This is a genomic window from Selenomonas sp. ND2010 (genome assembly GCF_000702005.1).
Classification (GTDB): Bacteria; Bacillota; Negativicutes; order Selenomonadales; family Selenomonadaceae; genus Selenomonas_A.
In genome coordinates this window covers 1-12,311 of sequence record NZ_JNKI01000023.1, presented here as the reverse complement: position 1 = coordinate 12,311, position 12,311 = coordinate 1, and the positions used below count along the sequence as shown (strand labels likewise).

Genomic DNA, 12,311 nt, shown 5'->3' with positions numbered 1-12,311 from the left:
ATCAATCATTCCAGACGCTCCAGTTGCCTGCAGCGGCCCCCATGGAAAAAGCTGCCTGGAGATTATAGCCACCAGTGTAGCCATCCACATCGACAACTTCCCCCGCAAAGTACAGCCCCGGAACAAGTTTTGATTCCATCGTCTTGGGATTGATCTCCTTCACCGATACGCCTCCCACCGTGACGATTGCTTCCGCCAATGGACGGGTATCCGTAATAACCAGTGTCAAATCCTGCAAGGTCTGCACTAAGCGATGACGTTCTTCGACGGTAATTTGATGAACCGGCTTGTCCGGTGCCAAGAAAGCACTGTCGAGCACCGGTCCAATAAGCTTATGTGGGAGCAAATCCACCAAAGCATTTCCGAGCTGCTTGCGCTGATATTTCTCAAAATCGCGCTGAATACGAGCATCCAACTTTTCTTCACTAAGTGCTGGCTTCAAATTGATGGATAGTTCCAGAAAATGGTCCCCTGCGGCCAAGTATTCCGACGCTGTCCGGCTCATGGACAAAATAATGGGCCCCGTCACTCCGTAATGCGTAAACATCATCTCGCCAAACATTTCCGCAGCCTTTTCTCCATCTACCCGAAGCGTCCCGCGAACATTGCGCAGGGAAAGCCCCTGTACCTCTTTAACCCAATCGTCTTCTGCCACCAACGGTACCAGCGACGGACGAACCGTCTCAATGGTATGCCCCAAGGCCTCGGCCATCGCATAGCCATCTCCCGTAGAACCAGTGCCCGGATACGAGGCCCCGCCAACGCAGAGTATCACGGCATCGGCCTTGTAGATAGCCCCAGTTTTCGTGCGAACGCCAGCCACTCTTCCCTCCTGGGTGAGGATGTCTTTTACCGTCGTTTCGGTTTCGATCGTCACCCCCAATTCATGGATGCGTTCCACCATGGCATCGACCACATCCTGGGCCTTATCGCTGACCGGAAAGACGCGATTGCCACGTTCCACCTTAGTCGGCACCCCCTGACCTTCAAAAAAGTATATGACATCCTGATTGTCAAAGGCACGCATCGAACTATTGAGGAACCGTCCATTGCCATGGATATTGCGGATGATTTCGGGCACATCGGCTGCATTCGTGATATTGCAGCGGCCTTTGCCCGTAATCATCATCTTACGACCTGGCTTTTTCATTTTCTCGAGGATTACAACCTCTGCACCGTTCTCAGCCGCTTTGATGGCTGCCATCATTCCAGCGGGCCCGGCACCTACTACCACGATTTGTTTCATGCTTTTAATCCTGCCAATCTATACAACGCGGAAATTTCTTTTGCCGTAAGCTCCCGATGTTTTCCACGACCGACACCCTCTAACGTAAGACCTGCAAACTTTACACGCTTTAACGCCTTCACATCGGAACCAATGGCAGCAAACATACGGCGAACCTGCCGATTGCGCCCCTCATGAATCGTGATTTCCACCCGGCTTTGTCCGCCGCCTTGTGTTAGCAAACGAACTCTGGCCGGAGCGGTCATCCCATCTTCCAACCGAATCCCTTGACGCAAACGGTCCAGCACAATTTCCTCCGGCTCTCCAGCAATGCGGGCTATATAGGTTTTCTCCACTTCATATTTGGGATGCAGCAAACCGTTCATCAATGCACCGTCATTGGTAAGGATAAGCAATCCTTCTGTGTTATTATCCAAGCGCCCCACCGGATAAATGCGCTCTTTGACCTCCGGCAGCAAATCCAATACCGTCGAGCGGCCTCGCTCATCCTTAGCTGTGGAAATATAGCCTTTGGGCTTATTGAGCAGAAAGTAAACATGACGCTGCTGTGCAGAAATTTTTTTGCCATCCACGCGAATATCTGCCAACAATGGATCGACTTTTACGCCAAGTTCCGTAACGAGCTTGCCATTCACCTTGACCCGGCCTTCTTGTATCATTTTTTCCGCCGCCCGCCGGGAAGCTATCCCAGCCTGACTGATAACTTTCTGCAAGCGTTCCTGCATCAGAACAATCCTTTCATCAACTTCGTAAACCATGTCGTCAAATCCGACCAAAAGGTATGATAAGGAGCATCTTGAGATGCCAGCAAATCTACACGATCGACAACCATACCATCCACATAACAGATGGCCTTGCCAACAACATCACCTTTTTTGACTGGTGCGCTGATTTTATCCGGCACCTCGATTTTCTTTTCGAGCTTCGGATTTTCGTCATACAACGTCCCAATGACCGAATCACGGGCAGCCACGAGCGCCATTTCATCGATATGGGCATCGGCCACTTTTATCTTTGTCACCTCTTCGCCCGCTTTGCAAAAGGAACTGGGCCGGGTATGGGCAAAGCCGTAATCCAACATCGCATAAGCATCTGTCCACATCACCGGATCATCGAGAACAACGGCAATCAACTGAACGCCGTCCCGTTTGGCCGCCGAGACCACACAGCGTCCAGCCCGCTCGGTATACCCTGTCTTTACGCCATTGCCCCCCTGATACTGCCAAAGCAATTTATTCTCGCTGGTGATGTGCTTCGATGGATCGCGAAGCCAGTTATAGTCCGCATCCTGAACGCTTACGATAGACTCAAACTCCGGCAGGGAATAGCCATAAGCCGTAATCCGTGCCAAATCGTGAGCCGTCGTATAGTGATTATCATCCGGCAAGCCGTGCGCGTTGACAAAATTCGTCCCCACCGCACCGATCTCACGGGCTTTATCCGTCATCATCTTGGCAAACGCCGGCACTGAGCCTGCAATATGCTCGGCCACTGCCACCGTCGCATCATTTCCCGACTGCATCATCATGCCTGTCAAGAGCTCTCGCAGTGGCATCTTATCGCCCTTTTCCAAATATAACGAGGAGCCTTCTACCCCCACAGCATTGGGCCCTACCGTTACCATATCGTCCAAATTGCCCTTTTCAAGGGCAACAATCAACGTCATGATTTTGGTCGTGCTGGCGGGAAAACGACGCGCATCCTTATTGCGCTCATAAAGGATGTTTCCCGTCTTCGCTTCAATCAGGATAGCCGAGCGCGCCATAAGATTCGGCATCGCATCGTTAGCTGTCACCTGTATCCCCAAATTTTTCGCATTCGGATTCACCACTTTCGCCGCCGGATGCATCACCGGATTAGCCGGTTGTGCAATCGCCAGCTGCACCGGTGTTCCGAGAACTACTCCGGCTCCTACCAGACAAGCTGCAACTCTCTTCTGAATTGCCTTATTCAAAAACATACACTCCATTCCCCAGGGGACTCCAGCTTCCCCTATGATACATACTTCCTATTGTAACATTTGCCCTTTTCCTTGGCAAATCAAAGGACTTAGCGTTTTTTAACTGATTTATCCCCTAACAGTTTTTTAAGCTCTTCCAACACTTCTTCACTGTCATCCACCCAAAAAGAATCGCCAAGTTTTTGCCAGCGTCCCTGATGAATATAAACCGGCAATTTCCCAGGATGCGCGGCTAAAATCCCCTTGAGTTTCTCTTTCATATCCTCCGCAAATTCTCCCTCGGGGAGTAGCAAATAATACTCCGGCTGATAGTCGCGAAGAGACCAGATTTTATCCGCCAAAATCTTGACGCCATCATCGGAAATATCGGCCTTGCCCTGAAGAACCACCGCCATATCCGGCACCAACAGGTTAACATTCTCGTAGAATATCCGTGGGAACACGGTGACTTCAATGCGCTCGGTATAATCCTCCAGCGTTGCAAAGCACATGGTATCCCCCTTCTTGGTCGTGATGCGTTTGAGTTCTGTCAGCATGCCACCTACCCGAACGACCTGCTTATCCTTCACCACGCCCGTCGAAAGAGTTGCAATCCCCGGCAAGTTATCGAGTTTGCGACGGAACTGATCGAGCGGATGACCGGTGATATAGAATCCCGTGGTGTCCTTTTCCCACTCCAAACGTTCTGCCTCAGAAATCTCTTCAATATCCGGCAGTTTCAACTCGCCAGCTTCTCCCATAGTCTCTTCACTGAACAGCCCCAGCTGGCCATTCATCGCATCTTTTTGCTGACGCTGAGCTTCGCCTACTGCCTGTTCCAACACAGCCAACAGTTGGCTGCGTTTCGCCCCAGAAGTATCAAAAGCACCGCACTTAATGAGGCTTTCGATAACGCGTTTATTCACCTTGCCCATATCCACGCGGCTGCAAAAATCCACTAGCGACTTAAACGGACCATCCTGCTGACGAGCCTGGGTAATGTCCTGAATCGCGGCATCGCCAACATTGCGTACCGCAGCCAGGCCAAAGCGCACAGCCTCACCATCGACACTGAAATTCGCCGAGCTGGCGTTGATGTCCGGTGGCAGGATCTTAATGCCCATCCGGCGGCAAAGTTCGATGTACGTTGGCACCTTCTGCGTATCCATGATGCTCGTAAGCATGGCCGCCATAAACTCCGACGGATAATGGGCCTTGAGGTACGCCGTCTGCCACGCCACCAACGCATAAGCAGCACTATGGGATTTGTTGAACCCATAATCGGCAAAATGCGTCAGCAGATCGAAGATGCGATTGGCAAGGCCCGGTTCGATGTTATTCTTCGCACATCCCGACAAGAAGTTCGTCTTCTGCGCCATCAGGATTTCGTGTTTTTTCTTTCCCATAGCACGGCGCAAAAGATCGGCCTGTCCCAGCGAGAAGCCAGCCAGCACCTGAACGATCTGCATAACCTGCTCCTGATAGAGCACGACCCCAAAGGTCTCCTTTAAGATTGGCTCTAGCAGCGGATGCATGTATTGAACTTCCTTGCGGCCATGACGCCCGCCGATAAAATCCTCGACCATGCCACTGCCCAACGGCCCTGGGCGGTACAGTGCCACCGTAGGAATGAGGTCCGTAAAGCCCCGGGGCGCCAAATCCTTCACGAGCTGGGTCATGCCGGAGGACTCCATCTGGAACACGGCACCAGTCCGACCCTCGCAAAGCATTTTCGCAGTAATTTCATCCTCGAGCGGAATCTTGTTGATATCGATATCTTCTCCACGGGTCTTTTTGATATTGGCTAACGTATCGCTGATAACCGTCAACGTGCGAAGGCCCAAAAAGTCCATCTTTAAAAGGCCGAGTTCCTCGACATGGTCCTTATCAAACTCCGTCACCAACGTGCCATCGGACACCGTGACTGGCAGATAATCTGTCAACGGATTGCGCGCGATAACGACACCGGCAGCATGCGTCGAAGAATGACGTGGCAGACCTTCGACTTTGCGGGCAAGATCGATGAGCCGCTTGACCTCAGGGCTCGAATCATACATGGACTTGAACTCTTTGGACTCTTTTAATGCCTTATCCAGGGTCATCTTTAGTTCGTTGGGGATAAGCTTCGCAATATCGGCTACCTGTGCATACGGCATATTAAGCACGCGGCCCACATCACGAACAGCCCCCTTGGCCGCCATCGTTCCGAACGTGACAATCTGTCCCACATGATCGTAGCCATAACGTTCTTTAACGTAATCAATGACTTCCTCACGGCGGATATAGCAAAAGTCAACATCGATATCCGGCATGGTTACGCGTTCCGGATTCAAGAATCGCTCAAAGAGCAAATCGTATTTCAGCGGGTCAAGATTGGTAATGCCCAAGAGATATGCAACAATACTCCCCGCTGCTGAGCCACGCCCTGGGCCAACGGAAATGCCAACTTCACGGGAATGATTGATAAAGTCCCAAACAATCAAAAAATAGCTGTCATATCCCATCTTATGGATGATGCCGAGCTCATATTCCAAACGCTCTTTGACCTTTGGCGAAGCATCCGGATAATGCGAAGGCATTGCCTGCTCGCAAAGAGCCCGCAAATAGGCTTCATCATCGGCATACGGCGCCGGAATCGGATAATACGGCAACTGGATATGACCGAACTCAAAATCCACCTGACAGCGATCTGCGATTTTTTGCGTATTGGAAATCGCCTCAGGATAATCCGGAAACAGATTCGCCATTTCGGTGGGAGACTTCAAATAGTAATCATCGCTGTTGAACCGCATGCGGTCCGGATCGTCGATGGTTTTGCCCATCTGGATACAAAGAAGCACATCATGGAACTCGCTGTCCTCGCGCTTGACGTAATGGCAGTCGTTGGTCGCTACCAAGCCAACATCATATTTTTTCGCTAGCTCGATAAGACCGGCATTAGCCTTGCGTTCTTCGGGCAGTCCATGATTCTGGATTTCCAGGAAAAAGTTCTCGCGCCCAAAGATATCGAGATACTCCTTGACCAATGCCTCCGCCCGCTCTTTATTATCCTGAATGAGCGCGCGCGGAATCTCACCGGCAATGCAGGCCGAAAGACAGATAATTCCCTCGTGGTACTTGCGCAAAAGCTCCTTATCGATGCGCGGCTTATAGTACATGCCCTCAATGTTCGCCAGGGACACGAGCTGCACGAGATTCTTATAGCCCGTCTGATTCTCCGCGAGCAGAATCTGATGGTAATATTTAACGCCGCCCACTTCCTGCCGTTCCCGGCGGTCAGTCGGCGCCACATAGACCTCACAGCCAATGATTGGCTTTATGCCCTGCTTCTTGCACTCTTTATAAAAATCAATAACGCCAAACATGACGCCATGGTCGGTTATCGCCAGTGAATCCATGCCCAGCTCTTTCGTCGTGGCGACAAGCTCCTTGATGCGGCTCGCGCCGTCGAGCAGACTAAATTCTGTATGGGTATGAAGGTGGCAAAATGGAATCTTGCTGACCATCTATCTATCTCCTTCTCGCAATACTTTTCGTTCCTTTATCGTGCTTACTAGTATAGCACAAAATGAGCATAGCCGTAGAGGCCTATGCTCATTTTAAACCGGATTAAGTTTTCCAGGCGCCTTAACGAATCTTTCCCTCTTTGAATGCCATCATCATCGCATGAGTCAGACTGAAATCGTCGGCTTGTCCTTCGATATCCTCACGCTTTACCCAAACGCCTTCTTTGAGTTCCTCTTCTTCGAGGCGAATCGTCGTATCGCCATCCACTTCACAGAAAAATCCCGTCAGAATGTCCAGGGCACTCCCCCAGGGCTGGGATTTATAATAGCGGATGTTCTTGACCTTGAGGCCAACCTCTTCCATGACTTCGCGGGCCACGCATTCCTCCAGCGTTTCACCGATTTCAGTAAAGCCAGCCACCAGCGCATAAAAGGACATCTTGCGATTCGCGTATTTCGTCATCAGGATGCGGTCGCCATCGATGACGCCAACAATCACGGCAGGAATCAGCCGCGGATAAATCACATTGCCACAGGCAGGGCATACCATCGCCCGCTCCACCTCCGAATGCTGTGTCTCATGACCACAGCGGCCGCAAAAGCGATTATCCCGGTACCACATGGCAAGATGATAAGCCGTATACGCAGCATACATCAAATGACGCGGACCTTTATACTGATAACGGATATCGCGCAAGGTCTCATAGCGATATCCCTCCGCCACGATTTCCTCTTCGGAAAATCCCAGATAGTAATCCTGTTCATCCAGCGAAAAAAGATACTGACAGGTAAAATCACCAGCTAACTCCTTCCGTTTCGGGAACTGCAGCTCATGCTCCGCACCGCCGACCAAAAGCGTCTTATCCTTAAGGCAAATGAGCACATCATCCGGCTGGCACACCTTGTCTGCCTGATACTGATTGTATAACTTATGCGGCCTTATATCCTGAAGCATGAACATCAACCTCCACTTTTTAACGAAACTACCATTAATCCCATATTTTGACTACCTTGAACTTCCTCACAATATTAATCTCCCAGTCTATATAAAGCTCCTAATTTATTATACTATATCTTTTAATTAGCCTATTATCTAAATGTCATCTACTGTCAGGGGCCTTAATAGAAGGCACCAAGATTAATCGCTATCGTTTGTCGACACAAGCAGTACCTTAACTTATCTCCTTATAAAGCTCGTTTGCCATAAAAATATACAGTTTTATTGTACGCCAATTTTAATACTTTAGGTTTCCAATTTACAACATAGTCAAATATCGTCTGATAATAATATGAAATATTATTCTTCTCTGATTCTGTAACTCCTAAATATTCATAAACTCGTTGGACATCCTTAAGCAGTCGCAGCATCATCCATTCATTGTCTTGTTTTGCAATCTCAGCTTGTGCCTGTAAATATGCAAATTCTCCACACTCTCTAGGTGTTGTAGATATAAAAGCGCCCATCTCTGCCCAATGTTTAGCTTTATCATATTGGGTATCGTGCATTTCTTTATAAAACATTGCTAAACACTGATCTTTTGTATGTTCACCAAATTGACGATTTATTTTATCGGCCTCCTCATGATTTATTACAGACATTTTCAAATAATGGTTGCGAATCATTCCAGCAAGAGCATCATATTTTTCTTTTGTTTTAATTTTTTCATCTTTTCTATCATTCAACTCTTTTAGCGATGAATCCTCTTGTACTAATAATCCAACGTTTCAGATGATCCAGCTACGTATGTTCCTGTTGCAGATATATTATGTTCCGCTGCAAATGCCTCCTGAGTAAATATCGTTATAACCAATGTTAGCAAGAATGCTACTAACCATTTTTTCATACTAACATCTCCATTCACTGATCATTTTGTTTTAAACAACCTGTCATTCGACACTCGATTTAACAAAAACTCCAAAAGCACCAAATAAAAGCATTGTCGTTGTTTAACTCCATTATCTATAACTAGCATAACGGTATCGACGTACCAAATCATTTTTGGCCGTAAAGGCTTCTTGGAACACCGACGCGAAATTAGCAATGCTCACGACTTTCCATTTTCCCTCATTATCGCTCTTCAATTCTAATTTTACTGTTGCTTGCTCAGGATTTATATACTCGTTCTTCGCTTTAAATTCGACAGTAGCAATTGCCTTGTCCCCATCAATATCAATATATTTTATCTCCGGAGCATATTGCTGCGCTAAGTAAATCAGGTAATTAACATAATCTTCTTCGCTATTGTTATGCGTCCAGCTAAAACGGTCAGTCGGTGCCTGATACATATACGACGACTTATCGACACTGATAGCTTTTTTTACTATTCTACGCATTTTGGAGAGATTTCCTTGCTTTTCCTTTTGCGGTTTTTCTTGTAACTCTTCACTTAACAGCCGCTCGGTTTCCTTTTCCCGATGGATTTTTATGCTATCTTCTTTTAAGTCGTTTTTATCTTTTTTATAGCGTGCATCATAAAAATCCGTATAAAAACTTTCGGTGAGCGAATCAAAATCTGCATATTTCTCTGCAAGATCGAAATCCCCCTTATCGACCGCTAGAGTCAACTGGGTTAACGAATATCGCACATGATTTTCCTTTGATGAAAATCCTTCAATTACAAAATAAACCACGCCAATCAGAGCAAATATTGCCAGGAAAAATACCCAACCACTTTTCTTCCATTTATTCTTTATCTTCCGGCGACAGCGATTGCCACACACAGGACAAAAATACGCACTATCATTTAACGCATTCCCACAATTACTACAAAACATTCGATTCCCTCTCTATCCGTGATTAAATATTATCCTTAAAAAATCCCCCGCGATGCACAGACAGTGCCTTATAAAGCAACAGCCCTAAACCTCCACAAGAAATCAATTCCCCCACGCCAACGGTTGCCATCATAACCGGAATTGGCAATGGCACACCATACGCATAGCGCAAAATAAGCGGCACGATAAGCATATTGGCAACGATTGGCGGGACCAATGCCAATGCTGGCCGTCTTTGCCGCAACAATCTGGTTCCCACAGCTCCCAATAGGGTTGCCAGGGAACCAAACACTACATCTGGCAGTGGTGCACCACCAAAGATATTCGCCACCAAACAGCCAAGAAACACCCCAGGGACTGCCGCCGGTGTAAAAACGGGAAGCACGGTCAATGCTTCCGCCACGCGGACCTGAATCTCCTTAAACGAAAACGGTGCAAAAACGACCGTCAGCACCACATATATCGCCGCAATCACCGCCCCCTGTGCCATAAATCGCGACGAGCTCTTATCTCTCATGAAAATAACTCCTCCTACTAAAAATATCCCATAAACCGATTCCAAGAACCAATCACACCGTTCCCTCTTCGGCAGATAACACTTATGGCTCAGCCTCCTCATCCAAAGCTTCCAGCAAAAAACTTACGGGACGGAAGCCATCATTGCAGGAAATCATGGCCGAGCGCGGATTCTTCATCCAACCTTCATAAAAGTTTTCCGCACCTTCTTCACCTTATCACCTCAAAATCCATAGCCAACATCCCCTTACCAAACAGTTGTGTTTATTATAACGCCATTGTTTAAAATTTGTCGACCGGCAAAACTTCCATCGCTTAACCTACTGGAAGGATTATCGCTTTACTATTGGAAATAACGAAAACCGTTGGTACGAGCGCACGGCTCTTGCCAACGGTTTTTCCGTTCTCAGATTTTAAATTTCCGGACCTCCTCACTGAGGAGTTCTGCCTGACGGCTGAGTTCTTCGCTTGCCGCGGCACTTTCTTCACTCGTAGCTGAATTTGCCTGTACTACCTGCGATACCTGTAACACGCCCTGATTGATTTGTTCGATGGCAAGGCTCTGTTCCTTTGAGGCCTTCGCAATGGATTCTACAAGGTCCGCGACTTCGGATACATTTTCCACGATGGTCTTTAGCTTTTCTGCCGCCTGCTGCGCAGACAGCTGACCATTATCGACTTTTTCAATCGAGCTTTCAATCAGCTCGGTAGTCTCTTTAGCCGCTTTGGCGCTGCGTGCCGCCAGATTGCGAACTTCTTCGGCCACGACTGCAAATCCCTTGCCATGCTGGCCTGCCCGGGCAGCTTCTACCGCAGCATTGAGGGCCAAGATATTGGTCTGGAAGGCGATTTCGTCAATCACTTTGATGATCTTTGAAATATCCCCCGACGAAGCATTTATCTCCTCCATCGCTTGCAGCATACGCATCATGTCCTCATTGCCTTCTTCGGCATTTGTCCGCGTAACGACGGTTATGCCATTGGCCCGTTCGGCGTTATTGGCATTGCTTTTCGTCTGGGAGGAAATTTCGGCAATGGAGGCCGAGAGCTCTTCTACGGAAGAAGCCTGTTGCGCCGCTCCCTGCGATAGAACCATACTCGAATCCGAGATATTCTTCGCCCCACCTGCGACCTGCTCCGCCGAAGACGCAATATTTTCCATGATAGACTTCATGGCATTCTTCATCGTATTGGCATCTTGACTGAGCTTAGCGATCTCATCCTGTCCATTAAATGTAATATCACTACCGCTCAAATCCCCACCAGCGATGGCTGCTAATGTCTTTTGCACTTCGAGAATCCGCTTCATCTGGTTGGCGATGATACCAGTTGCCAGCACCCCTATAATCAGCACCAAAACGATGATGGTAAGAATCATATTGCGAACGAACCGATGCTGAACTTCGATTACCGGCGCACTGGGCGCGCCGACAAAAAACATGCCAATCCGCTCGCCACTTGCGGAAACAATCGGCAAATAGCAGGTAAAGTATGGCACCCCAAGCACATCCGTCTCAACGGCTAATCTTTCTCCCCGGCCGATTACCGCCTCGACAACCTTTTCTGCCGCCTGCGTTCCCACCGCACGGTTGCCATCTTGTTTCAGCGTCGTCGAAACGCGCGTATTCCCGCGAAAAATGGTTATCGCATCCTCCCCAGCAATACCATCAATCCCATCCGTCAAATCTTCCATGAGACTATCGCCCTTGTACAGTCTACCATTTTTTATCTGCCAATTTCCGGGATATTGTTTGTCAAGCAGCATGCTAAGATGGCTAGCATCATCCGAGACCTTGCCAATATATACATCCGAAAAGGCATCATCGGCATTTTTGTAGGCTAGTATACCAACGCAGAGGCATGCGAACGCAATACATACGTTCAGGAATATTACCGTCTTCTTTTTCAGATCCATCTTGTACCTCCCTGTCTCTGCCCATTGGGCACAACTAATCGGATAAGGACCTCTACTTATGCGTCACGCGTCAATTTGCCGAACAATATGATATTATTGCAATATTCGTCACCCTGCGGATAGTTTCCTGCCAAAAAAATCCCTCTGATTAAAAACTGAACTGCTCCCCGTCAAGAGGACAATAAAAAAATATAAGATTTCTTTGGTCGGCAGATTCGTCTGCCGGCCTTTTTATGCGGCTAAATACAAGGTATGTTTCTCTATCGGTGTTAGGATACCAAGGTTACGTTGCACACGCTTGTGGTTGTAATAATGAATGTATGCTTCAATCGAACGCATAAGTTCACACTTGCTGGTAAAACGTCTGCCGTAGTACATCTCCCGCTTAAGGATGCCCCAGAATCCTTCCATAGG

10 protein-coding genes and 1 pseudogene are annotated in these 12,311 nt (G+C 48.2%); all 11 read right to left on the bottom strand.

Annotated features, from left to right (window positions below; all coding sequences use genetic code 11):
* Position 1: 1 nt before the first annotated feature.
* Positions 2–1,246 (bottom strand): BaiN/RdsA family NAD(P)/FAD-dependent oxidoreductase, encoded by a 1,245-nt coding sequence (locus T504_RS0109250; RefSeq protein WP_033170797.1) that lies wholly within the window; start codon positions 1,244–1,246, stop codon positions 2–4.
* On the bottom strand, positions 1,243–1,971 hold the full coding sequence (locus T504_RS0109245; RefSeq protein WP_033170796.1) for a pseudouridine synthase: 729 nt from the start codon (positions 1,969–1,971) through the stop codon (positions 1,243–1,245). The genes T504_RS0109250 and T504_RS0109245 overlap by 4 nt, the downstream gene beginning before the upstream one ends.
* Positions 1,971–3,200, bottom strand: a complete 1,230-nt coding sequence (locus T504_RS0109240; RefSeq protein ID WP_231473891.1) for a D-alanyl-D-alanine carboxypeptidase family protein — start codon at positions 3,198–3,200, stop codon at positions 1,971–1,973. Before T504_RS0109240 ends, T504_RS0109245 begins: the two co-directional genes overlap by 1 nt.
* 95 nt (positions 3,201–3,295) lie before the next feature.
* The gene (locus T504_RS0109235) at positions 3,296–6,691 is read right to left on the bottom strand and encodes a DNA polymerase III subunit alpha (RefSeq protein WP_231473890.1); all 3,396 of its coding nucleotides are present in this window, start codon (positions 6,689–6,691) and stop codon (positions 3,296–3,298) included.
* A 121-nt stretch (positions 6,692–6,812) separates the two neighbouring features.
* The gene (gene nudC, locus T504_RS0109230; protein ID WP_033170794.1) at positions 6,813–7,646 is read right to left on the bottom strand and encodes an NAD(+) diphosphatase; all 834 of its coding nucleotides are present in this window, start codon (positions 7,644–7,646) and stop codon (positions 6,813–6,815) included.
* Positions 7,647–7,876: 230 nt separating this feature from the next.
* Positions 7,877–8,374: a hypothetical protein gene (locus T504_RS0109225; protein WP_033170793.1), complete on the bottom strand. Its 498-nt coding sequence runs from the start codon at positions 8,372–8,374 to the stop codon at positions 7,877–7,879.
* Positions 8,375–8,647: 273 nt separating this feature from the next.
* Complete coding sequence (locus T504_RS0109220; protein ID WP_033170792.1) at positions 8,648–9,466, bottom strand: zinc ribbon domain-containing protein; 819 nt, start codon at positions 9,464–9,466, stop codon at positions 8,648–8,650.
* 22 nt (positions 9,467–9,488) lie between these two features.
* Complete coding sequence (locus tag T504_RS0109215) at positions 9,489–9,983, bottom strand: QueT transporter family protein (RefSeq protein WP_033170791.1); 495 nt, start codon at positions 9,981–9,983, stop codon at positions 9,489–9,491.
* A gap of 82 nt (positions 9,984–10,065) precedes the next feature.
* A pseudogene (locus T504_RS14245) lies at positions 10,066–10,176 on the bottom strand (TIGR04076 family protein); the annotation flags it as partial.
* Between the two features lie 212 nt (positions 10,177–10,388).
* Positions 10,389–11,897, bottom strand: a complete 1,509-nt coding sequence (locus T504_RS13925) for a methyl-accepting chemotaxis protein (RefSeq protein WP_051635304.1) — start codon at positions 11,895–11,897, stop codon at positions 10,389–10,391.
* A 231-nt stretch (positions 11,898–12,128) separates the two neighbouring features.
* Positions 12,129–12,311 (bottom strand): IS3 family transposase (locus T504_RS0109205; RefSeq protein ID WP_033170790.1); only part of this gene is annotated, 183 nt, incomplete at its 5' end.

Excerpts from the sequence above, each read along its gene's own strand:
- T504_RS0109250 (WP_033170797.1), bottom strand. The coding sequence starts at position 1,246 with ATGAAACAAATCGTGGTAGTAGGTGCCGGGCCCGCTGGAATGATGGCA.
- T504_RS0109245 (WP_033170796.1), bottom strand. The coding sequence starts at position 1,971 with ATGCAGGAACGCTTGCAGAAAGTTATCAGTCAGGCTGGGATAGCTTCC.
- T504_RS0109235 (WP_231473890.1), bottom strand. The coding sequence starts at position 6,691 with ATGGTCAGCAAGATTCCATTTTGCCACCTTCATACCCATACAGAATTT.
- nudC (WP_033170794.1), bottom strand. The coding sequence starts at position 7,646 with ATGCTTCAGGATATAAGGCCGCATAAGTTATACAATCAGTATCAGGCA.
- T504_RS0109220 (WP_033170792.1), bottom strand. The coding sequence starts at position 9,466 with ATGTTTTGTAGTAATTGTGGGAATGCGTTAAATGATAGTGCGTATTTT.
- T504_RS0109215 (WP_033170791.1), bottom strand. The coding sequence starts at position 9,983 with ATGAGAGATAAGAGCTCGTCGCGATTTATGGCACAGGGGGCGGTGATT.
- T504_RS13925 (WP_051635304.1), bottom strand. The coding sequence starts at position 11,897 with ATGGATCTGAAAAAGAAGACGGTAATATTCCTGAACGTATGTATTGCG.